A 21,418-nucleotide genomic window follows, 5' to 3' on the forward strand; every position below is an offset into this window, starting at 1 on the left:
TTTTATGGAAAGGAAGAAGAAAAGATGGAGGTAGAAGATATACTGCGGATTAAAGGAATGGTGGCACAATTAAGTCCTTCGGAGCGGGATTATTATCTGCACCAGTTTCTCGCCCAGACGAACCGCCTGCAAACGGCTGATAGAGAGGTATCTGCAGCAGATCTGCTTAACGGTTATGTGAACCTCTATGAAGATCTGCTGCATCGTACTGAAAGACGTCAGCTCCGGCAGATCCATCCGGCTTGCACGCATATTCATATGGTCTTCGGCGATTCCCAGGGAGGCATTATGCAAATGGTACTGGAATCGACCGGTGTATCGGAACGGCAGAAAATAATCGTTCTGCGTGAAAACTATGCGATAGGGCCGCTTGATCTGGATACGGAAGAAGGCAGAGCATTACGCAGTACCTGGTTGGAAAACAATATCGCAGAGCACCGGGATTATTACAGTGAGCAATCCGATCTGGAGCAGGAATACAACAGGCTGCTGGATCAGATCGGCAGTATTCCACCGCAGTCCCAAATAATTATCTGGGCAGACGACAATGAGGTGGAGGAGATAGGCCTTCGTCATGCCGTCTCCTTATTACAGGAAATGCCCAATCCAATAGTTCTATGTAATCCGTGTGCGCTCGCTGAGGAAAAATATGCTCTGGATCATCCGGGAGCCCAATGTGAATACCGTTATTCGGGTGAACTGGGATTACGACAAATAGAATATGCACTACAGCATAGGAATGATTCTGCCGTACTCAGCAGTCAATATAAGCAGCAGCTGGCAGCAGAGTGGAGAGAAATTTCCAGCCAGCAGAGCGTACTGCGTATTCTGGATGAGGGACAGATCCGGCAGGTGGCGCCTGACTATTTCGATCAGGACATCCTCCAGCGACTGGATACAGTGAGCAAGCATTCTGAAGATGGACAGTATGAATTTTGCCGGGCAGCACGTGTGATTGGTGAGGTGTATGGATGCTCGGATCGTTTTATCGGAGATGTGTATTATGAATATCGTCTCCGGGAAATGATTTACAGCGGCGTATTGGAAGTGCAGGGAATACCTGCGGGGATGCGATATTACAGTGTCCGACGCAAGGTGTAGAGCAGCTAGATGGATAGGTTTGTATTTGAATAAGTGAATGAAAAGCTTTGGTTCAAGCCGTTTGTTTGCTTATATATGGACGAACTACTGATTACCCTAGATCCTGCGCATACCCTGGATCTGGAATATTCACCAGCATAACATACAGGCTCGACCGATCATGATCCCCGCTGCGATACAACATCAGCTCATCGCCCTGTACATGCACTACATCCCCTGCGGCTACCGGAGTCTCGGTTCCATCACAATCGATCACTCCTGTTCCTTCGCTCACCAGAATATACACATCGGCTCCGGGATGGCGGTGGGCAGGCAGCTGTTGGCCGGGTGCAAAGTTCAGTGTAAATACGGTGCTTTCCGGCTGCTTGAATATAATGCGCTTGGTGAAGCGCTCGCTCTCGTACGGTTGAAATTGGCTTAATGAGGTATGTTCCATGCTTCCTCTATCCCTTCATTAACTTCATTGTGATTACAGTATAGGCAGGCAGCGCGCCTCATACAGGCGGCTATAGTTTCATTATAAAATGTCTGCTGCTGCAGGTAGTGATTACAATCACTAAGTCGGTTTTCCCGGCATACTATCGTACATTTATAAGCATATTGCGCTTCAAAACGCATATGTCCTAATGAAAGGGGACAGCATAATGAGCAAAGTGATTGCCATGAATCTTCCCATTGCTGAACTGGCTGCCGGCATTATAGATGCCGGCAGCTTTTTTATTTATGCTAAATCCCCCACTTATTATTTTGAACTATTCGTTCATTAATCTTATTCTTTCTTCCAGATCAAGACTGCTAGATATTTGATCATTTCAAGTTTAATATCCTCAACTTCTCAAAATCTAACTTCTATTTAAGTAATTATGCAACTTAACTTTGTTTCAGAAATATTCAACATATATCTGTAAAACTATAATCAGATGGTTCATTTCTTAATAATTCAATCAATCCTAATTTCATATGCTGAAGCGCATCTTCTTGAGGCATACGCATAAAACGAGTATGTTTTTGCATATCATCTTCAAATAAATTTAAAAATTCTAAAAGAGCCTGGTTATCTTTCTGTTTAATTCTTTCAAGTAAAAGTATTAATTGCTCATTGTTCTGAGTTCCTTTAACATTTTGTTTTTCCATTTATTAACCCCCTGCTGTGTAATATTTAAAGATGTAGCTACCTCCTTTTCTGTTCTTCCTAATATGTAAATCTGGTAAATTATCTCTTGACCTATTGGAGAAGAAAGATTATCCAATAAATGCTGTAATGTTATGTTCTCAATGGATCGGAAAGAAAAATCATCTACAGGAACAATAATTTCCAAAGCACTTAGCGTTTCTTTCTTCCTTTCTTTTCGAACATGATATTGCATTCTCCAAGCAATACGTTTTAACTCTGTTTGGTAGTGTGCGAATAGGTTCATTGTAATTCCTCCTTAATAAGTTCTTCTATATATAAAGGAGCAAAATCACACTATTTAACAACTAAAAAGAAACATTTGTTCCTATTAATTATACCGCATTTCACCTCTAAAATCATTCTATTTGGTTGTTAATACCACTTGAAATCTACCTTTACTATAGATAATAAATCCTTATATAAAGGGGGTTTTGAAGGATTTGGACACTTCAAATATTATGAATATAATTGCTAATATGGGGTTCCCAGCCACTCTGTGTTTTATTCTGTTAAAATACGTAATCCAAAATATGGAAAAACAAATCAGTCAATTAGTAAACACTGTAAAAGAACTTACAGATGCTGTGAATAAGCTTTCTCTAAATAATTTATTACAAAAAGATGTTCCTTTATCGGATACACGAGATAATTCGAAAAAATCCTAATAAAAAGTTCTCTTTTCTACTACCTCGTTCTATTTTTTCATTTTTGTTATAAAACTTGGTTGTTAAATATCTTGTAATCCCTCCTTTATTAATGAGAAGCGAAAAGGACCGGTCAGCTTCTTAAAATACAAACTATTCTAGGAGGATTTCAATTATGGCAATCGGAGCTAAACTTACTTCTCGGGATCAACTCTACAACATTAGCAGCGTAGATCTGTTCGCTCGTACTCTTTACGGTGAATCACGAGGTGATTCTCAATCGCGTGTGGGCGTAGCTTATGTTGTTTTCAACCGAAAAAACAACCGTACTATTCCGCCATTCGCAAGCCAAAGCACCATCGCTGATGTTGTCCTGGCCAAAAATGCATTCAGCTGCTTTAACCCAAATGACCCTAACCTCTCGGTTGTTCTCGCACCCAATACCAACGATGCGGCATGGAAGAACTGTGTAGCTCTCGCTTCTAATTTGAGCAACTACAGCAATCCAATTGGAGACAAACTGTACTATACGGTGACGTCTCTGTTTACCAGCCTTTCTTATACCGAAAACGGTAAATTGTATTATCGTATGCCGGGTACAGGAACCTTCCAAGTGTCTTCGAAAATCGCTCTTGGAGCCCACACCTTCTTCAATATTATTCAATAAGAAAAAAACTCCAGCTACTTAGTGGCTGGAGTTTTTTTCTTATTCAGCTTCTGGTATGAATTTCGTCGTTTTTGCCTCTAACTTATTTTGCTCTTTATCATAAGCATACGTTACTTCAATCTTACCCACATACTGCTCTGCTCCTATAGTTCCATCAGTTTTAAAGATTAAATTCCCTTTGTCTACACTATAATAATTAACAGCCCCAAATCCTACTTCTTTTAAATTCATGGTATTGCTCACATTGCTATATTGAAGATTTGTGGATTTATCTTTCACTTTTACTATAACTTCTGTATGTTTTCCTTTATTTTTAATTTCTGATTTTACATTTTTTGAAATGATCTCTTCTGGATCTTCGATATTAATTTCGGAAAAGTTGCTTAAATCAACTACATGAGCTTCTTCCATGTGTAAACCAGTTCCTCTTCCCTGACTTAATAACACAACAGCTTCCGGATTTCCATCATTCGTTAAATCACTAGATATGACTTGTGGTTTATCCTCTATTAGTGCAGATGATTTCCAATCAAACTCTTTTTTTTGGCCATTCGCTTCTAATATAAATCCATTATAAGTACCATCTTTTTTATTTAATGGATATAACTTTATGTCATTATTTGGACTCGCAACAACGTCTACTCTCTCATTGGCCTTCTCAGTTTTCATTTCTTTTACATCTGTAGGTTTTTGAGCTGCTGTGCTACTGCCTTGATCATTCGAATTAATGTTCCCGCAAGCTGATAATATTGCCATGCTACAAACTACAATCAAAATTTTTTTATTCACTTTTACTCCACCTTTCGTATCATACAATTAATGATAACAATAAAATCTTTTTTATTATTTACATATTACTTACATTTTTAAACATTTAGTTACACCTTTGTATTTAACCAGTTCTTGAAAGTAAAATAATATTTACCGAGATTAAGCTTTAATTAGAGTCAGGTGCAACAAACATTGAAAAAAAGAGGGTTCAGACATTTAATGGCTGTAATCAAAACAAAGGCACAATGGCTGTTTCTGATACTATATCTTCAATTAAATCGGTTCTAATTCTTTCGCATCCAGCAGCTGGAGGATATGAAGCTGCTGTATGACGTGGACAAGCACTACAGCCGCAAGGAAAAACTGCTGTTTCCGTTTCTGGAGAAGTACGGCATTCACGGACCTACCCAGGTGATGTGAGCGGTCAGAAGCGCATTTTGTCCTGATGGGGTACAGCCTGTTACAATGGAAATGAATACGCGCTGTGTAGCACAGCCAGGAGGCGATTCCATTTGAACAGGCAGGATGCACTGTATATTCAGCAGGCTGTACAGGAATTGAACAATGAACAGGTTCGGCATTATCTGACGACGCTGCTCCTTCGGATTAGGCAGCTGGATGAACAGGCTGGAAAGCCGGATATCTTACCGGATGAACTGACCGAAGTGTATGAAGAGATCGTTGGCGTGAGGGAAAGACAGGAATTATGGAGACCGGATGATCACTGCACCCATGTCCATATCGTTTGCGGCACTTCCATAGCCGGCAGTATGAAGGTCGCGCTGGCCAAAGAAGACCCATCGGGCTCCCACAAGCTGATTGTACTGACCGAGAATTATGCGATTGGACCGGTGCAGCATCTGGACTCGGCAGCGGGAAGGGCTGCGCGAAGTGAATGGTTCAGGGACCATATCGCCGGCTGCGCGAATGAAAGGGAGCCGGCCGAGGAGCAGTACACCGAGCTGCTGGATGATATAGCCCGGATTCCGGAGCAGGCCCGTATTATGATCTGGGCCGATGATAATGCCTGTGAGCAAATGGGGCTGCGGCATGCCCTTTATCTGCTGCGCAGTCTGCCCCAACCAATAGCGGTATATAATCCATGTGCTATCTGCGAGCAGCTGTACAACAGTGAGGATACCGCCCAGCATTATCATCATTCCGGCGAGATCCCTTCCGCCAAACTGCAGCAGGTACTGCAAATGACCGGAAACGATACACATTATCTCGATGCCGGGCAGCGTGGGCAGCTATCTGCTGAATGGCAGACACTTACGCAGCAGAACGGTGTCTTGCGCATATGGAACAACCACCAGGTGCAGGAAGTTCCGGTGGACTACCATGATGTCTATTTGCTGGACAAGCTGGATAAACTTCGGCCGCCGACTTCCGGCAATAATGATTTCCTTATTGCTGCCCGGCTGATTGCTGAGGCGATGGCCTATAATGAACAGTTTACAGGTGATGCCTTTTGGGAATATCGTCTGCGGGAACTGGCCTACAGCGGCGTGCTTGAAATAAAAGGTGTACCTGGTGGATCAGCGGGCTACAGCATTCGCCGCAACCGGGAACTGCCTGTAGACGCATAAAAGAACAAATAGCAGTAATGAACGAATAACACGTAATAAAGTAATTGTTGATCAATTGAAATTTATACTTATTTAAGCTATTCTCAATAAAATTATCCACAGCCTATCCCCAGGCATTCGGTCAAGTTATGCGGATGCATAAGTCCGCGAGAATAAATGAATATTCATGCAAGGATGAATAATTATACATAAATGAATAATATTGTGTATGTATAAGCGAATAATCCTTGCAGCAGTACAGAATACAGCAAAAACAGCCGATCTCCCAAAGAATCGGCTGTTTGATGTGACTGGATAATCTGTAATCCAAGTATACTTGCAACGAATGAACCCTTTATCCGCTGTCTGCCAGACAGTGACGCAGATTCCTCGATCAGCTGCTGCTGATATTATGCTTCTCCGACAAGGCTTCCTTTTCCGCCAGCATCCGGATCAGCTCCTGGGCGTTAGGTGTGGCATCGCCTGCCGAGTTGTTGTTGAACACGATGTAGATATGATCCGTCTGTTCCTGCAGCTGCAGCAGGCGGTCACGCCACTCGGTCAGTTCCTCGGTATTGTAGTTGTACAGATAACGCAGCTTGCGCCAGTCCGGGTGGCTGCTCTTGTGCCAGCCGTCCACATTGCGGCCGTGCATACGCACATAGGTCGCCTGCCGGGACGTGGCAGCCGTAATGATCGGGATTGAGCCCATTCCGGCCTGCGGCTCATCCACAATCGTATGAATCCAGCCTTCCTTACGCATGAATTCTAGCGTACGCTCACGGAACTCCGGCATGTACCAGGTCTGGTTGCGGAACTCCAGCGCACATGGGACGTCTTTCATTAGTTCGCGTGTCTCGCGCAGTGTCTCCACATTGTCCCGATTGCAGTCAAACCAGGGCGGATACTGGAACAGTGCCATCCTCAGCTTGCCCGCATCAATCGCCGGTTTGAGCGATACATGGAACGCCTCGAACATCTCTTCCTTGGTATCAAAATAGTTCTTTTTACCGCGCAGATGCCCGGTCATGCCCTGATACGCCTTGAAAATAAAGCCAAAATGCTCTGGTGTCTGTTCGACCCATTTGGTGACATTTTTGACCGGTTGTACCGCATAAAAGGAACTGTCGATCTCTACAATCGGAAAATGCTGGCTATAGGCAGGCAGCCGCTCGGGCGCTTTGATTTTTCCATATAGTTCGGGATGATCCCCGAACCCGGTTAATCCGACTTCAATCATGGCGGTTCGCCTCCTTTGCTGCTGGAGCAGGTTGATCTGGGCAAGCGGGTATCCACTTGATACCGATTATTAAACGAATGCTGTCAAACCCTAAACAGCTGGCGATTTGTTCATACCTCCGAACCGGCAAGCAGGAATACGTCTGTACTTGATTTTATGTAAAAATTTAAATACATTCTCTTTCAGCAGAGCTTCGTTTACACTGAGATCATCATAACTGTCATACATGTTCGGCATCAGGCGAAGCGGCATACGGCTGTGATGAAATGATAAATAAAACTAAAGAAAACAGGGGATGAACGAATGAGTAAACAAAGGCTTGGCTTGCTGGGCAAAATCTGGATGGTGATGGTGCTTCTGCTATGTTCGGGCGGCGTACTGAATCAGCCTTTACTGCCGCAGTATGCCTCTGCAGCAGGAGTGGAACCGTATCTTGGGGAGATCCAGTTCTTTCCTTATGAAAGGGCGTCCAGAGGCTGGGTGTATGCTGCAGGACAGCAACTATCCATCCAGTCCAATACCGCATTATTTGCCCTCTTGGGCACCAATTTTGGCGGGGATGGCAAATCGACATTTGCCCTGCCGGATCTGCGTGCGAATGCGCCTGAAGGGATGGGGTATTACATAGCGATACAGGGGAATTTCCCGAGCAGGGAGGAGAGCGAATACGGAATAGGCAACGCCATGCTGAGCGAGATCCGTCTGTTTCCATACCATTTTGCACCTTCCGGATGGATGGCTGCCCGTGGGCAGATGCTGAACATCGCGGATCATTCTGCATTGTACAGCGTGCTGGGCACGAACTTTGGCGGGGACGGGGTGACTACGTTCCGGCTTCCCGATTTGCCGGATCCTCAGGAAAATGTACATTATCTGATATCCACGGATCCTTCCCATTATAATCAGATGACCGGTGCGGAATATATAGGGGAGACCATTCCATTTGCTGTTCCGGTATCCGTAAACGGGCTTGGCAAAGCCGAAGGAACGATTCTTCCGATCATACAGAATCAGGCGCTGTTCAGCTTGCTGGGCACGAGATTTGGCGGGGACGGCAGAACCAATTTCCAGCTGCCGGATCTGAAGGACAATCAAGCGGGGCTAATCTATTACACTGCACTTACAGGCATATTTCCTTCGGTGGAATTCTATCGGCCGAATGCCAATAACGATCAGTATACCGTGGACAAAAACGGGGTGCTGAACGTTACCGGAAGGGGAGTGCTGTCCAATGATATGGATGCATCCACAGCCCGTCTGATTAGACAGCCTACACATGGAGCAGTGAGCTTCCGTAGCGATGGCAGCTTTCAATATACGCCTGAGCAGGATTATACAGGTACGGACAGTTTCGCTTATGAAGCTGTCAACGACAGCGGCGTTGCTGCTGCGACCGTGACGATTACAGTGAATGAGACGGAGCCACCGGTGATCAGCGGAGTACAGGATCAGGGTGTGTACAATACAGCGGTAATGCCTGCATTTACAGGTGGTACGGCGGTATTGAATGGGCAGCCGTACACCAGCGGCACGGCCATTACGGCAGAGGGCACGTATACGCTGAACGTTACCAACCCTATTGGCAGTACGGTTGTCCGGTTCACGATTGATCGAACCCCACCTGCAGTGACGGGCGTAACGTATGGACAGACCTATACGACCGGTCCGGTGATTACCTTTGATGAAGGTACAGCCACGCTGGATGGCATTCCATTTGTCAGCGGCACGACAGTCATGAGGGAAGGCTCGCATCTGCTTGTCGTTACGGATTCGGCAGGCAATGTCAGCACGGTGGATTTTAGTGTGTATTTTCCGCGAACGATTACGTTTGACAGCCAGGGAGGAACAGCGGTAGCGGATCTGAACGTTAATTATGGGGAAAGGGTCGTTCAGCCGGCTGCCCCATCCCGTACAGGTTATCTGTTCGCCGGCTGGTACGCAGACCGGGAGCGGACAGAGCCATTTGATTTCAATCAGACGCGGATTACAGGAGATCTTATACTGTACGCCAAATGGGTAACCGAAGCATACACCGTAACGTTCAACACCTATGGCGGTACAGTCGTGCCGGATGTGTTTGTGGAATATGGTGATACACTCGCAGAACCTGCGCAGCCGGTGAAAAGTGGCTACCGGTTCGATGGCTGGTATACCGATGGCGCGCTGTCGGAGCGCTTTCGCTTTGGCGTGACACCACTCACCGGCAATCTGACGCTGTATGCCGGATGGCAGCTCAATCCGGTAACGGACGATGACGATAATGATCGTCCAGCCGGTTCACCGATCACAGCAAGCTCCACGAACGGACAGCTGACCCTTCCGATCGGACGTGCCGGGGAAGTCAGCATCGGCTCCGGTATCCGGCTCCAGATCCCTGCCCATGCGGCAGCAGAGGAACTAAAGATATCGATCAATCGTCTTGCCGACAGCGATACACAGGGATTATGGACGAGTGGAATCAAGCCGGTCAGCCCGGTGTATGAGCTGCTCAAGAATGTCTCCCGAAATTTTAACGTTCCGGTTACGCTGACGCTGACTTTTGATCCGTCCGGGTTAACCGGCAGCCAGACCCCCGGCATCTATTATCTGAACGAAAGTACAGGCGTCTGGACGCTGGTCGAAGGCAGCCGGATGAGTGGCAATCAGATTACGGCGCAAGTGGACCATTTCACCAAATTCGCCGTGCTTGCAGCTGATACGAATACTGGTACTGTCACACCACAGCCGACTACAGGCAGGGATACAGCAGCGGATGCTGCACCGGTGACACTCAGCGATATTGGCGGACACTGGGCCGAAGAGAGCATTCGTCAGGCGGTAGATGCCGGTATTGTCAGAGGTTATGCCGATGGGTCCTTCAAACCGGGGCAGGCGGTGACCCGCGCCGAATTTGCGGTCATGCTGCTTCAGGCTATGGGATTGCCGGGAAGCGAGACCCCGCTTACTTTTACCGATAAAGAGACCATCGGCAGCTGGGCCCGTCCGGCGATTGCCGAGGCGGTACGACAGGACTGGGTTCGCGGCCATGCGGATGGTTCCTTCCGTCCGAATGATCGGATAACGCGCGCCGAAATGGCTGTGATGGCAGCCGCAGCGCTGGATAGTAATGGTATGTCCCAGTCGAAGACTGCTTTTACGGATGACAAAAAGATTCCTGCATGGGCGAAGGGGGCAGTAGCGGCCATGCAGCAGACCGGAATTATTAACGGCAAATCAGCTAATACCTTTGATCCTGCCGGTCAGACGACACGGGCCGAAGCGGTCAAAGTCATCATGATGATCAAAGCCATGCGCAGCAGCTAGGATTGCGGATTCGTTTTTACAAGAAGCAGACATATGCCATCTATCGGCATGTGTCTGTTTGTGCAATAATTCTTTAATTTGGTAAGCGGCTGATATTTCTTCTACCGGACTGGTTAAGTATGAAGTGGGAATGATATCCACCCACATATGAAGGAGGATGATTTTCATGACTGATATACTTAGCGCAATGAAGAACCGCAGAAGTATTTATGGAATCAGCAAAGAGGCAGTTACCTCTGACGAGCGGATTCAGGAGATTGTGGAGCAGGTTGTGCTGTATACGCCTTCTGCGTTTAACTCCCAGAGCGCCCGGGTGATGATCTTGCTGGGCGAGAAGCATGACCAGCTGTGGGAGTTCACCACGAATATTCTCAAGGAAATCGTACCAGCCGAGAACTTTGCACCGACCCAGCAAAAAATGGACAGCTTCAAAGCCGGTTACGGTACGATCCTGTTCTTCGAGGATGAGTCTGTGATCCGCGGGATGCAGGAACAGTTCAAAGCGTATCAGGATAACTTCCCGATCTGGTCACAGCAATCCTCCGGGATGCACCAGTATCTGGTCTGGACACTGCTGGAAGCGGAAGGCTACGGCGCATCACTGCAGCATTACAACCCGCTGATCGACGAGAAAATCAAAGCCGAGTGGGACATTCCGGAGAACTGGAAGCTGATCGCACAGATGCCATTCGGCAAACCGACCGCTCCGGCAGGAGACAAGGAATTCAAGCCGCTGGAAGAACGGATCAAAGTACTGAAATAACGAATAACCGTATATGCATATAGATTTAAAAAGCAGGCACCTGTAGGAGAGGGTGCCTGCTTTTTTGATGTGTTTAGAAGAATTTTGGGGCCGGAATGGAGCCGCTTACTGCTGTTTTGATATACCGCCAGCAAGGCGTTTCCATTTCCGTATCCGTGTACGAAATGTTTTGAAAGGAGCGACTGTATTGATATGTACCCATTTCCAGATCGGCCACTGGGCCTGATTTGCTGCCCACTGCCGTTGTCCGGGCTGGAAAAGTTCTTCTTCGCGAAGCGTCTCTAGCCAATCGCAGCATTGATCCACATATTGACGCAGCAGGGTACGCATCGCTGCAAGCGAACAGTCACGATAGTCGTCATAAAATTGCTGATACAGTCCTCCCAGCTGGTTCCACTTGTAGCCGGGAGCGGGGGTGACTACAGACTGTCCGCGCAGCTCATCCGCTTCCCAGCCCAGCAGCAGATGCAGCCAGCCGAGCTGATAGGCGAGCATCTCATACGGAGTACGATCCACATCTTCGATACGAAGATGTCTATCTTTTTCATCTACGTCATCAAATTCCTGATCCAGAAGAGTATAGCGTTTGCGGATCTCATCTACGAGCTCTTCTACCTGAATATAAGGCATTATGATCCCTCCCGAATTGGTTAGGGTAACCACGCTGTATGCTGCAACAGCAATTCCTGTGCAGCATGCGCTATACGTCTAGCTCTCCGGTGCCGTCAGTACAAAGGAAACATCGCCCTGGTTCGCGCCATTGACATACAGCCGGATATGATGAACGCCAGGGTAATACACACGCGTCGTGATCAGCTTGAACGAATGTTTTTTGCGCATCAGGTGCTCTCCGGGAGCGAACTCGCGGGATACCCAGCGAAAGCGCTTGGCGGCGTGGCGTCCGTTGGCTTTCATCAGGTCGACCTCATAATCGATCCGTAGATTCTGGGCAGATGAGGTCTCGTTGAACAGGGTAAAGGTAAGCTCGATCTCCCCGCCAATCTCCACCTCCGGCGTGCTCACCATCAGATCACTGACCCGAACCTGTTCATTCGGCAGGTAACCGAACAGATCCATTACCTCCGGATGATCCTGTTTGAGCAGGGTACGGCAGCCATGGCGAACAATCCAATCGGTATGGGGATGCTTGCCATACCATTCCCGTGCAATAGCGGCTATCCGGTCCGGATGATCCTTGGCGATATCATTCAGATGATTGGCGACGCTTTTGCGTACATACAGGGAAGGATCCTGTTTTAGCTTGTCCAGTATTCGCAGCGTTGGCTCCGGATCGGCAATGAACATCTTGAGCTGAAACGACCACGGCAGCCGCGGACGAAATCCTTCGCTGGCGAGCCGGCGAATATGCTCATTCTCATGATCCGCCCACCGATTCATCTGCTCCAGCATCCGCTCCGGGTCCTGCAGGATAAAAGGACGCACCGCGAACTCTGCACTGGAGTAGCAGGTGAGCTGCTCCAGTGCATGCATGGACAGCTCATGATGATCCAGCCCGTTCAGCTCCACATAGTCCGGGAGAAATAAATACTGGACTCCCGTGCACTCGGGCGCCGCCTCCAGCAGAATCGGAATGAACTGTTCATAGGGAAGAGACAGCGTTGCGGTCAGCGCTTCGCTGATCCGTCGGATGCGCTGCTTGAACGCCAGCTGCTCCCATCCGGCAGCATGGACATGATCGTAAAATTCCTGCTCCCGGAAATCCGCTGCATACCGCTGCATTCTTGCCGAGAACTCCTGCAAAAAGGTATCGTTATAAAGCTCTTTGAACGTTTCCAATCAGGTCACCCCATTTTCCATAATCGTATGTATGCATCGTTCTCTTCCTTACCAACATACCATAATTGCCATGCAGAAATCTTGTGGTTCTATTACGCCAAACAGCCGGAAGTCTTTTCCTGATAGGAGGGAAGACTTCCGGCTGTTTGGCTGTATAAGGGGAACGCTTTTGATAATACAGATTTACGAATTCAGGGGTGATCAGGACGGACTTGGATTCGCCTCGCCCGGATCATCTTCTCCTGGCTCGTCCTCTTGTGTATCGGACGTGTCCGCAGCAGTTTCTTCTGCGCTGGAAGCAGGATCATGCTCGGATGGCTCGATGTTCAGCAGATCGGAGCCTTCCTCCAGTACGCCGCTTTCCGGAATCGCGAGGCATGGCTGCGACGCATAATAGCTCTCCACTTCATCCTCGGTCAGATCGGTCTCCGGTAGTGTCCAGACGGATACGCTGCCGCCATTGACCGGGAAGTTGGCCCAGCCGTCTTCCTCGATCTGTACATGGTGCTGACGGTTGCGGGTCAGGTCAATCCAGATCTCGCCGGCACGTTCTTCTCCGACAAACATTCGTTTTTCGCCTTCTTCGCCATTGGTCATAACGACCGCACAGCCGGAACGCTCGATCTCGCTGCTGCCTCGGCGCACCCAGCCGATAGTGTTCGGATGATCAAAATAATCATCCTGCTCGCCATAGGATTTGTGGTAGCGGGCATACAGCAGGCAGTCCAGCATTTCCTTTTTGCCTGGAATCGGATTCTCGCCACCGATCCCAAAGTAATCGCCATAGAATACACATGGATAGCCTTCCTGGCGCAGCAAAATCAGCGAGTAGGCGAGAGGCTTGAACCAGTCTTCGATCCAGGATTCCAGCGCTTCATTGGGCTGGGAATCATGATTGTCGACAAAGGTGACCGCATGTGTCGGGTGTGTCTGTACGAGCGTATCGTTGAAGATAGTCGACAGATCGAATGAGTTGCCGGATATGGAAGCTGCGTGCAGCTTGTAGTGCAGGGAGACGTCGAACAGGTCAATCTGGTAATCGACCGTATCGAGGAACTCCTGGCAGGCCGCCAGCTCCGGATTCCAGAACTCGCCAACGATGTAGAAGTCCTGTCCGCGCTTGCTGATCATCTCACCGACAAAGTTGCGGATGAACTCATAGTTAATATGCTTGATGGCATCCAGACGGAAACCGTCACAGCGGGTCGTATCGATCATCCATTTGCCCCAGTTGATCATCTCGTCGCGCACTTCCGGCATATTGTAATCGATATTGGCGAACATGAGGTAATCATAGTTGCCGAACTCGTTATCGACATTTTCATTCCACTGCTTGTCCCCGTCAGCGATACGGAAGATGCCTGTCCGTCCCTCACGGTTATCATAGTCGGTTCCGTTAAAATGCCGGTAATCCCACTTCATTGCAGAGTACGTATCACCGCGTCCGGGAAAAGTGAACTTGGTCCAGCCTTCAATCTCAAAAGGTTCAGAGATGACCTCTGTCCGATTGTTAGGATCGACCTCGACCACTTGAAAGACTTCCGTCTCATCCGCACCTGCTTTATGGTTCATTACCAGGTCGATATACACGTTCATGCCAAGCCGATGACAGACGGCAATCGCGTCAAGCAGTTCCTTTTTGGTACCGTACTTTGTGCCGACAGCGCCTTTTTGATCAAATTCGCCGAGATCATACAAATCGTAAACGCCGTAACCGGTATCCTGCGGCGTGTGTCCTTTGGTAACAGGAGGAATCCAGAGTGTGCCGATTCCGGCCTGCTTCAGCTCGGGAGCGATATCCTGCAGCCTCTTCCAATGTGAACCATCCGCTTCGACATGCCACTCAAAAAATTGCATCATTGTTACATTGCGATTCATGTATACATCCCCTTTTTTCCTCTATTCAAGCGGACGATCTGCCGACCAGGCAAGAGATAGAGAGCGGATTACTCTCATAGCGCAGATCTGTCGTAGATGGCGTACGGCTGTGAGAAACATTACCCATTTAGTTATCACGGCTAAACATATAGCAGTATTTTAATATGAATTTCTGCTAACGGAGAGAAAATGCAATTAAAACGTCAATATTACGCATTCACGCATCCATTGGTTTTGGGGGTTCAGATCTTCGTATTGAGATACGTATCTTCGAGCACATCGGTAGTGTCGCCGTACTCCTTGATAATGTGCATTTTGCCCCAGGCACAGAGGGAAATGGATTGTATATATCAAAAAGGTAGCTCTCAAAAAGATATCTATCAAAAAATCCCCTTGCAGTCGTGTTCTGCAGGGGGATTCGTTATGGTTATATAAGGGGGTGAAAGGGATGCTGTAATGCAGAGCGCAAGGGGTTTACGCTTCTTCTACTTCAAAGCCGGCTTGTTTCCATGCTGCTGTACCGCCATCGATGTAAGCCACATCGGTGAAGCCCATCATCTTCAGTGCGTATGCGCCCAGAGCTGCCTGGCCGCCTGCACCACAGGTTACCAGTACCGGACGGCTGCGATCGCTCAGACGCTCGTCGCGCAGCTCGGCAGGAACGCCCAGATCCGCACGGATCGGCAGCATGCCCAGTGAGATGTTCACGCCGCTCGGGATCAGACCGCAGGCACCGGCATCAGCCGCATCCTGTACGTCGATAACGAGTGTGTTGGGGTTGCTGTTGATTTTCTCGCGTGCTTCCTGGGAAGTAACACCCGGAACGTTGTTTCTTGCCTGTGTGACCATGTCTGTAAATGTTAATGCCATAATTCATCATCCTCCTGAAATGGAATATAAGTATAAATTACCTGACTATGTGACAGTGACGTTGAACCAAGTATATTTACCCAGAAATGGGAGAGAGAAGTCAGGAAACAGCTTCTCCAGCAAGTACTTTTTGAATATCGGCTTCAATCTCGGCCGGGTCCAGACGGGAAGGGTACTGTTTGACTACATTCCCTTTGGCATCCACCAGGAATTTGGCAAAGTTCCACTCGATATCACCGGTACGGGACGGCTCAGGTGCAGCATCGACCAGATAACGGTACAGCGGATGTGCGTTCTCGCCCTTTACATCGACCTTGGCGAACAAGGGGAAGCTGACGCTGTAGTTCACCTGGCAGAAATCCTTGATCTCTTCTTCGGTGCCCGGCTCCTGGCCCATAAACTGGTTGCACGGGAAGCCCAGCACTTCCAATCCGGAATCTTTGTACGTATCGTATAACTTTTGCAATCCTTCGTATTGAGGAGTCAGACCGCAGCCGCTCGCTGTATTGACGATCAGCAGCGCCTTGCCCTGGTAATCGGATAGAGATTTCTCTTCCTTATCAATCGTTGCAGCAGAATAATCGTAAACAGACATTATTCCATCTCCCCGCATCTTTTATTTTGCAAAATTATATTTTATCAAACATATTATAATTATAGCGCAATCTCCTTCAAAGTCAAATGGAAGATCAACAATATTTGGCAGAAATCCGGATCGGTATGTCAGCAGAAGTTTACTGGTAAAAAGAGGAATACAGACGCTCCGCTGCGAATTAGTGATGTACCCGTACCTATGACCAAGGAGGATGCACTGATGAGAATATTGATATCCGGATTTGAACCGTTTGGTGGACATACAATCAACCCGACCGAGTATCTGCTGGAAGTGATCGCGGATCACAAATGGTCCGATCTGACGCTGGAGCTGCGTACGCTGCTGCTGCCGGTGCATTATGATGAATGTGTAGAGCTGCTGATCCAGGCGGTAGAGGAGTTCCGGCCGGATGCGGTTATTGCCTGCGGACTTGCTGCCGGACGGACTGCCGTCAGCGTGGAGCGGATCGCTGTCAATATCAAGAGTGTAGAGCCGAGCGCCGGCTATGCGGACAATCGCAACGCCAGACCGATCGACGTGCCGATTCATGAATGCGGTCCGGATGGACTGTTTGCAACGCTGCCGATTCGCCGGATTACCGACCGTCTCGTGGAAAATGGCATTCCGGCCGAGATCTCCAACACCGCCGGTACGTTTATTTGCAACAATACGATGTATGGCATTCTCGACTATTTGCAGCAGCAGCGGCCGGAAGTGCTGGCCGGATTCGTTCATTTCCCGGCATCGACCGAGATGGCACTGCATAAGCCGTCATTGCCGTCACTGCCGATCAGCCTCATGTCCCGTGCGCTGCAGCTGATCGTCCGTACGACCGCCGAGCAGCTGCAGGCGGACGCCGCTTCCGTATAGAAGAGACAGACATTCTTTTTGGAATACGGTACTGCCTTTTTAAATATTGACAGTCTGCCGGGTGGTAACTAGAATGGTTACAACGGTGGTGATACAAATGAAACAAATCAGTACACGCTTTTCCATGGCGGTGCATACCCTGTCGCTCATCGATATGTGTCCGCTGGAATGTACCGGTGACTTTATCGCAGCGAGTGTAAATACCAATCCGGTGGTAATCCGCCGCATTATGGGTATGCTCAAAAAGGCAGGCTTGATCGAGGTTCGTGCAGGTGTAGGCGGTGCCTATCTGCTCAAGGAGCCTGGACAGATCACGCTGCTGGATATTTACCGTGCGGTACATGCCGCTGATGAGAACCAGCTGTTCGGCATTCATGATAATCCGAATATTGCCTGTCAGGTTGGCCGCAATATCGAGCAGGTATTGCAGCAGGAGCTGCGTGATGCGCAGAATGCAATGGAACAGAGACTGGCACAAACCACACTGGACCAGCTGAACAAGCAGCTTGCCGAGATATAAACCAGGAAACAATAAAGGCTCTTCACAGAGCTTTTATTTTGTACATTTGTTGTAACTATACGTGTTATAACGAAAACTATTACAACATATCAGGAGGAATACGAATGACTATTTTAGTAACAGGTGCAACCGGTAAATTGGGCTCCAAAATCGTTGAGAAACTGCTGCAGACCGTACCCGCCAGCGAGCTGGCTGTCAGCGTGCGCAATCCGGCCAAAGCCGAGCATCTGCGCGCATTGGGCGTCGATGTGCGTCACGGTGATTTCGACCAGCCGGATACGCTGGATCAGGCGTTTGCCGGAGTGGATCGTCTGCTGATCATCTCTGCCGACGGCGATAACGAGACACGCATCCGTCAGCACAAAGACGCAGTCGCTGCGGCAGCACGCGCCAATGTCGGCTTTATCGCCTACACGAGCGTAACCAATGCCCAGGAGAGCAAGCTGATGCTGGCCCCTGTCCATAAAGAAACAGAACAGGCAATTCTGGCTGCTGGTATCCCATATTCCTTCCTGCGCAACAACTGGTATCTGGAAAATGAACTGTCCACCATCCAGGCGGTTCAGGCAGGTGCGCCATGGGTCACTTCCGCCGGTTCCGGCAAAGTCGGCTGGGCGACCCAGGACGACTACGCTGCTGCAGCAGCAGCGGTACTTCCAGCCGGACATGAGAATACGACGTATGAACTGTCCGGGCCGCTGCTCACCCAGGATGAACTGGCCGCCGCTGTCGGTACGGTTCTCGGCAAGGAGGTTACCGTACAGCATGTGGATGATCAGACGTATGCAGAGATTATGAAAGCCGCCGGTCTGCCGGAATTTATCCTGCCGATGCTGGTAGGCATTCAGCAGGGTATCCGCGAAGGCTATCTGGAGACCGACCACAGTGATTTTGAAAAGCTGCTCGGCCGCCCGCTGACACCGACTATTGAAGCACTGCGTCAGATTATTGGCCAATAAGCTTGGGATGCATGGCATATCACGGATTGTCTTTTTTTATAAAAGAAGCACAAAAAGCGCAGTGAAAAGCAGCATAACAAGCATACTGTAAAGCAGTACAACAAACAGCCGCCCCGTATCACCGGTTATGTTTTACCGGTCATGCGAGGCGGTTGTTTTGGATACAGATCATTTATATTTCCCTGCAGCCCGCTGTATTCGTACGGACTGCAGCTGCTTTCAATTAGGACATGGAGCCGGCCTTGCGGCGACCAGAGGTCAGTCGCATGATCCAGGCGACGATTGCCCAGATCAGACTGACTGCCATCAGCGGAAACATCAGCAGCAGCGGAATATCGATCAGCGCGCCGATCGGGTCCGGGTAGATCAGCTGATAGATCCAGCCGGGCAGGGTGGCAGCCAGACCGATGACGAACAGGACGATACTGCCGATCCAGGCACGGCGTGACCACCGGAATGCAGCCAGTACAAGCACCAGCAGAACGATCAGCTCCAGCAGCCAGATGATACGGAACAGCGGATCAGGGAACGCAGTCGATGGATTAATGAGCCACACAGGCTGCACCTCCTTGCGGGATTGGAGTAATGTTACCGTTCATTATATATTAGCGGCGGCTCTGTAATGAACCGCCGGATCACAGGATATATAACCAATCGCCAGCAGGCTGGTGAGCGGCAGCAATGTTAATCTTCGAATGTAATGACGATTTTGCCTTTGGCATGGTGTGTCTCGCTGAGCTCATGCGCCTTGCGCAGCCCTTCTTCGGAGAACGGAATCTCGGTGCCGACGATCGCATTGACTTTGCGCTGTTCCATCAGCTGGCCGAACTCCTGCAGCTGCTTGCCATCCGGCTGCAGCCAGATCGACTTGGCGGTAACGTTCATCTCACGGGCGATGTTCTCATCAGGCTGACCCACAATGGAGATCAGGCGACCGGTATCGCGCTTGAGCACTTTAAAGCTGTCCTTTTGAATCTGTTCGCCCATGGTATCGAATACCAGATCGATATCGGACAGTACTTCGGCAAAGTTGGTTGATTTGTAATCGATCACTTCATCCGCACCGAGTGATTTGAGGAATTCGGCATTTTGCGCGCTGGCGGTTGTAATGACATAGGCCTGCGCATTTTTGGCGAGTTGGATCGCCAGGCTGCCGACGCCGCCTGCACCGGCGTGAATTAACACTTTTTCCCCGGCTTTGAGCTGTCCATGATCGAAAAGTGCCTGCCATGCGGTCAGACCGGCCAGCGGTACCGAAGCCGCTTCCTGATAGCTGATAGCCGGCGGCAGTGGAGCGAGCAGATGATCATCGACAAGTGTATATTCGGCATATGTACCGAATCGGGTCGTTTCCGGACGGGCGAATACTTTGTCGCCGATTTTCCATTCGGTGACGGCCGAGCCGACTTCGGTAATGATACCGGCGGCATCCCAGCCGAGAATAATCGGAAACTCCCAGTCCATCATGCCTTTCAGATATCCGGCGCGCAGCTTCCAATCAATCGGATTAATGGAGGTCGCTTTGAGTTTGACGACAACCTGATGTTCACCGGGAACAGGATCGGGAACTTCCATTTGTTTGAGCTGATCTTTATCTCCATATTGTTCAATGACGATGGCTTTCATAAATTGGCCTCCTCGGTAGTGATGGGAATGGTAATACAGTATTCTCTCTATATCACATACCCATTTTGCCGGCCTGCCAACGCACCTCCAGCGGGAAGAGACTCCTAAGTGCGTTTTTAGATGAAGTGCCGACAGGGATACAGAAGGGGGGTATCTCTGTATCGACGAAGCAATCGAGGGTGGAATCAGGGGGTAACGGTTGGATCAGAAGGGATCGTGATCCGGCCGGGAGCGATAACTCTCCGGCGAACAGCCGACCATCTGCTTGAACATCCGGCTGAAGTGAGCCGGCTGCTTGAAGCCGGACAACCGGCTGATCTCGGTGATCGACAGTTCGCGCTGATAATGGAGCAGCAGCCGAGCCTGGCTGATTCGGCGATGATACAGGTATTTAAAAATGGTCATGCCGGTCCATTCCTTGAACAGAGCCGCAATATAGGCACGGGATAAATGAAGATGATCCGCGATCTGCTCCAGGGTAATCTCATGCATATAGCAGGCCTCGATATAATCGAGAATATGCTGCACATACAGCTCCTTGCCGGCCCTGCTGCTGTCGCTCTGCTCTTCCCGGCAGCGGCTGGCGAGCATGGAGAGCAGCTCACACAGCTTGAGGATAAAGCGAAAGGATACCTTGCCCTGCTCTTCCAGCGGCAGCGCGGCCAGCTGAGCCAGCATCTGCTCGAATTCCGGCTGTTCTTCCCGGCTTAGGGATATGCGCCGGTTGCCGGACTGTTCAAAAGGCAGCAGCAGTCCGCTGACATGCTCCTGCCGGATATATTCATGCAGCAGGGTCGGATCGAAATGAAGCGTCGAACGCACATACGGATGATCCGGCTGCGGATGCGGCCGATGCAGTGTCCGTCCATGCATCAGCAGCACATCTCCCGGACGCAGATGGTAACTGTGTTCGCCAATAATATAGGTACAGATGCCTTCATGAAAGTAATAGACTTCATACTGCAGATGAGAATGAAACCCGTCGACTGCCGGCGGGTGAAAAGGTTTGGCAGAGCGGTATCCATAAGTAATTGCATGATCCATCTGCATCGTCTCCGGCATGGGCAATCTT

Annotated in this window: 22 protein-coding genes; 9 read left to right on the plus strand and 13 right to left on the minus strand. The window is 49.2% G+C overall.

Annotated elements, in window-relative coordinates; genetic code table 11:
• The first annotated feature begins 24 nt into the window (after positions 1 to 24).
• Entirely contained in the window at positions 25 to 1,101 is a 1,077-nt protein-coding gene (locus M1D61_RS01530) for a DUF1835 domain-containing protein (RefSeq protein WP_458120871.1), read from the plus strand.
• A 91-nt stretch (positions 1,102 to 1,192) separates the two neighbouring features.
• Here M1D61_RS01530 and M1D61_RS01535 read toward each other — a convergent pair whose 3' ends face one another.
• Positions 1,193 to 1,537 (minus strand): cupin domain-containing protein, encoded by a 345-nt coding sequence (locus M1D61_RS01535; RefSeq protein ID WP_458120872.1) that lies wholly within the window; start codon positions 1,535 to 1,537, stop codon positions 1,193 to 1,195.
• A gap of 208 nt (positions 1,538 to 1,745) precedes the next feature.
• On the opposite strand from M1D61_RS01535, the gene M1D61_RS01540 reads away from it, so the two are divergent.
• Positions 1,746 to 1,868 (plus strand): hypothetical protein, encoded by a 123-nt coding sequence (locus M1D61_RS01540; protein WP_458120873.1) that lies wholly within the window; start codon positions 1,746 to 1,748, stop codon positions 1,866 to 1,868.
• A 124-nt stretch (positions 1,869 to 1,992) separates the two neighbouring features.
• Here the strand turns inward: M1D61_RS01540 and M1D61_RS01545 are convergent, their stop codons facing one another.
• Positions 1,993 to 2,235 carry a hypothetical protein gene (locus M1D61_RS01545; RefSeq protein ID WP_458120874.1) on the minus strand — a complete coding sequence of 81 codons (243 nt, stop codon included), beginning with the start codon at positions 2,233 to 2,235 and terminating at the stop codon, positions 1,993 to 1,995.
• On the minus strand, positions 2,190 to 2,519 hold the full coding sequence (locus tag M1D61_RS01550) for a hypothetical protein (RefSeq protein ID WP_458120875.1): 330 nt from the start codon (positions 2,517 to 2,519) through the stop codon (positions 2,190 to 2,192). The genes M1D61_RS01545 and M1D61_RS01550 overlap by 46 nt, the downstream gene beginning before the upstream one ends.
• Positions 2,520 to 3,094: 575 nt before the next feature.
• On the opposite strand from M1D61_RS01550, the gene M1D61_RS01555 reads away from it, so the two are divergent.
• The gene (locus M1D61_RS01555; RefSeq protein WP_458120876.1) at positions 3,095 to 3,586 is read left to right on the plus strand and encodes a cell wall hydrolase; all 492 of its coding nucleotides are present in this window, start codon (positions 3,095 to 3,097) and stop codon (positions 3,584 to 3,586) included.
• A gap of 39 nt (positions 3,587 to 3,625) precedes the next feature.
• Here the strand turns inward: M1D61_RS01555 and M1D61_RS01560 are convergent, their stop codons facing one another.
• Positions 3,626 to 4,375 (minus strand): hypothetical protein, encoded by a 750-nt coding sequence (locus M1D61_RS01560; RefSeq protein WP_458120877.1) that lies wholly within the window; start codon positions 4,373 to 4,375, stop codon positions 3,626 to 3,628.
• A gap of 494 nt (positions 4,376 to 4,869) precedes the next feature.
• Between M1D61_RS01560 and M1D61_RS01565 the strand changes: the two genes are divergently transcribed.
• Positions 4,870 to 5,946 (plus strand): DUF1835 domain-containing protein, encoded by a 1,077-nt coding sequence (locus tag M1D61_RS01565; protein WP_458120878.1) that lies wholly within the window; start codon positions 4,870 to 4,872, stop codon positions 5,944 to 5,946.
• A gap of 373 nt (positions 5,947 to 6,319) precedes the next feature.
• On the opposite strand, the gene M1D61_RS01570 is transcribed toward M1D61_RS01565, so the two are convergent.
• A complete protein-coding gene (locus tag M1D61_RS01570; protein ID WP_458120879.1) occupies positions 6,320 to 7,165 on the minus strand; it encodes a DUF72 domain-containing protein in 846 nt (281 codons plus the stop codon).
• Between the two features lie 303 nt (positions 7,166 to 7,468).
• Here M1D61_RS01570 and M1D61_RS01575 point away from each other — a divergent pair, with 303 nt between their 5' ends.
• Complete coding sequence (locus M1D61_RS01575) at positions 7,469 to 10,468, plus strand: tail fiber protein (RefSeq protein ID WP_458120880.1); 3,000 nt, start codon at positions 7,469 to 7,471, stop codon at positions 10,466 to 10,468.
• 166 nt (positions 10,469 to 10,634) lie between these two features.
• Entirely contained in the window at positions 10,635 to 11,231 is a 597-nt protein-coding gene (locus M1D61_RS01580) for a nitroreductase family protein (RefSeq protein ID WP_458120881.1), read from the plus strand.
• Positions 11,232 to 11,336: 105 nt separating this feature from the next.
• Here the strand turns inward: M1D61_RS01580 and M1D61_RS01585 are convergent, their stop codons facing one another.
• From M1D61_RS01585 to M1D61_RS01605, 5 genes are all read right to left on the minus strand, one after another.
• Positions 11,337 to 11,861, minus strand: coding sequence for a ClbS/DfsB family four-helix bundle protein (locus tag M1D61_RS01585; RefSeq protein WP_458120882.1), 525 nt, complete (start codon positions 11,859 to 11,861; stop codon positions 11,337 to 11,339).
• Positions 11,862 to 11,939: 78 nt separating this feature from the next.
• Entirely contained in the window at positions 11,940 to 13,028 is a 1,089-nt protein-coding gene (locus tag M1D61_RS01590; RefSeq protein WP_458120883.1) for a DNA alkylation repair protein, read from the minus strand.
• Positions 13,029 to 13,229: 201 nt separating this feature from the next.
• Positions 13,230 to 14,906 carry an alpha-amylase gene (locus M1D61_RS01595; RefSeq protein ID WP_458120884.1) on the minus strand — a complete coding sequence of 559 codons (1,677 nt, stop codon included), beginning with the start codon at positions 14,904 to 14,906 and terminating at the stop codon, positions 13,230 to 13,232.
• 474 nt (positions 14,907 to 15,380) lie between these two features.
• Entirely contained in the window at positions 15,381 to 15,776 is a 396-nt protein-coding gene (locus M1D61_RS01600) for a rhodanese-like domain-containing protein (RefSeq protein WP_046212631.1), read from the minus strand.
• A gap of 100 nt (positions 15,777 to 15,876) precedes the next feature.
• Positions 15,877 to 16,371, minus strand: coding sequence for a glutathione peroxidase (locus M1D61_RS01605; RefSeq protein WP_046212632.1), 495 nt, complete (start codon positions 16,369 to 16,371; stop codon positions 15,877 to 15,879).
• A gap of 219 nt (positions 16,372 to 16,590) precedes the next feature.
• Here M1D61_RS01605 and M1D61_RS01610 point away from each other — a divergent pair, with 219 nt between their 5' ends.
• The 3 genes from M1D61_RS01610 (at position 16,591) to M1D61_RS01620 (ending at position 18,720) form a co-directional block, all read left to right on the plus strand.
• On the plus strand, positions 16,591 to 17,241 hold the full coding sequence (locus M1D61_RS01610) for a pyroglutamyl-peptidase I (protein ID WP_458120885.1): 651 nt from the start codon (positions 16,591 to 16,593) through the stop codon (positions 17,239 to 17,241).
• A 97-nt stretch (positions 17,242 to 17,338) separates the two neighbouring features.
• Positions 17,339 to 17,761, plus strand: coding sequence for an Rrf2 family transcriptional regulator (locus tag M1D61_RS01615; RefSeq protein WP_458120886.1), 423 nt, complete (start codon positions 17,339 to 17,341; stop codon positions 17,759 to 17,761).
• Positions 17,762 to 17,865: 104 nt separating this feature from the next.
• Positions 17,866 to 18,720, plus strand: a complete 855-nt coding sequence (locus tag M1D61_RS01620) for an SDR family oxidoreductase (RefSeq protein WP_458120887.1) — start codon at positions 17,866 to 17,868, stop codon at positions 18,718 to 18,720.
• A gap of 223 nt (positions 18,721 to 18,943) precedes the next feature.
• On the opposite strand, the gene M1D61_RS01625 is transcribed toward M1D61_RS01620, so the two are convergent.
• The 3 genes from M1D61_RS01625 to M1D61_RS01635 form a co-directional block, all read right to left on the minus strand.
• A complete protein-coding gene (locus tag M1D61_RS01625) occupies positions 18,944 to 19,276 on the minus strand; it encodes a hypothetical protein (RefSeq protein ID WP_458120888.1) in 333 nt (110 codons plus the stop codon).
• Between the two features lie 128 nt (positions 19,277 to 19,404).
• Complete coding sequence (locus M1D61_RS01630) at positions 19,405 to 20,346, minus strand: NADP-dependent oxidoreductase (RefSeq protein WP_458120889.1); 942 nt, start codon at positions 20,344 to 20,346, stop codon at positions 19,405 to 19,407.
• Between the two features lie 204 nt (positions 20,347 to 20,550).
• Positions 20,551 to 21,408, minus strand: coding sequence for an AraC family transcriptional regulator (locus tag M1D61_RS01635; protein WP_458120890.1), 858 nt, complete (start codon positions 21,406 to 21,408; stop codon positions 20,551 to 20,553).
• Positions 21,409 to 21,418 lie beyond the last annotated feature (10 nt).

The sequence above is a fragment of the Paenibacillus sp. Z6-24 genome (genome assembly GCF_054161335.1).

What these genes read in the sequence shown, in the direction of transcription:
- M1D61_RS01620 (WP_458120887.1), top strand. Translation starts at nt 17,866, where the DNA reads ATGACTATTTTAGTAACAGGTGCAACCGGTAAATTGGGCTCCAAAATC.
- M1D61_RS01605 (WP_046212632.1), bottom strand. Translation starts at nt 16,371, where the DNA reads ATGTCTGTTTACGATTATTCTGCTGCAACGATTGATAAGGAAGAGAAA.
- M1D61_RS01610 (WP_458120885.1), top strand. Translation starts at nt 16,591, where the DNA reads ATGAGAATATTGATATCCGGATTTGAACCGTTTGGTGGACATACAATC.
- M1D61_RS01585 (WP_458120882.1), bottom strand. Translation starts at nt 11,861, where the DNA reads ATGCCTTATATTCAGGTAGAAGAGCTCGTAGATGAGATCCGCAAACGC.
- M1D61_RS01550 (WP_458120875.1), bottom strand. Translation starts at nt 2,519, where the DNA reads ATGAACCTATTCGCACACTACCAAACAGAGTTAAAACGTATTGCTTGG.
- M1D61_RS01530 (WP_458120871.1), top strand. Translation starts at nt 25, where the DNA reads ATGGAGGTAGAAGATATACTGCGGATTAAAGGAATGGTGGCACAATTA.
- M1D61_RS01570 (WP_458120879.1), bottom strand. Translation starts at nt 7,165, where the DNA reads ATGATTGAAGTCGGATTAACCGGGTTCGGGGATCATCCCGAACTATAT.
- M1D61_RS01600 (WP_046212631.1), bottom strand. Translation starts at nt 15,776, where the DNA reads ATGGCATTAACATTTACAGACATGGTCACACAGGCAAGAAACAACGTT.
- M1D61_RS01545 (WP_458120874.1), bottom strand. Translation starts at nt 2,235, where the DNA reads ATGGAAAAACAAAATGTTAAAGGAACTCAGAACAATGAGCAATTAATA.
- M1D61_RS01555 (WP_458120876.1), top strand. Translation starts at nt 3,095, where the DNA reads ATGGCAATCGGAGCTAAACTTACTTCTCGGGATCAACTCTACAACATT.
- M1D61_RS01540 (WP_458120873.1), top strand. Translation starts at nt 1,746, where the DNA reads ATGAGCAAAGTGATTGCCATGAATCTTCCCATTGCTGAACTGGCTGCC.
- M1D61_RS01535 (WP_458120872.1), bottom strand. Translation starts at nt 1,537, where the DNA reads ATGGAACATACCTCATTAAGCCAATTTCAACCGTACGAGAGCGAGCGC.
- M1D61_RS01595 (WP_458120884.1), bottom strand. Translation starts at nt 14,906, where the DNA reads ATGAATCGCAATGTAACAATGATGCAATTTTTTGAGTGGCATGTCGAA.
- M1D61_RS01580 (WP_458120881.1), top strand. Translation starts at nt 10,635, where the DNA reads ATGACTGATATACTTAGCGCAATGAAGAACCGCAGAAGTATTTATGGA.
- M1D61_RS01630 (WP_458120889.1), bottom strand. Translation starts at nt 20,346, where the DNA reads ATGAAAGCCATCGTCATTGAACAATATGGAGATAAAGATCAGCTCAAA.
- M1D61_RS01635 (WP_458120890.1), bottom strand. Translation starts at nt 21,408, where the DNA reads ATGCCGGAGACGATGCAGATGGATCATGCAATTACTTATGGATACCGC.
- M1D61_RS01575 (WP_458120880.1), top strand. Translation starts at nt 7,469, where the DNA reads ATGAGTAAACAAAGGCTTGGCTTGCTGGGCAAAATCTGGATGGTGATG.
- M1D61_RS01615 (WP_458120886.1), top strand. Translation starts at nt 17,339, where the DNA reads ATGAAACAAATCAGTACACGCTTTTCCATGGCGGTGCATACCCTGTCG.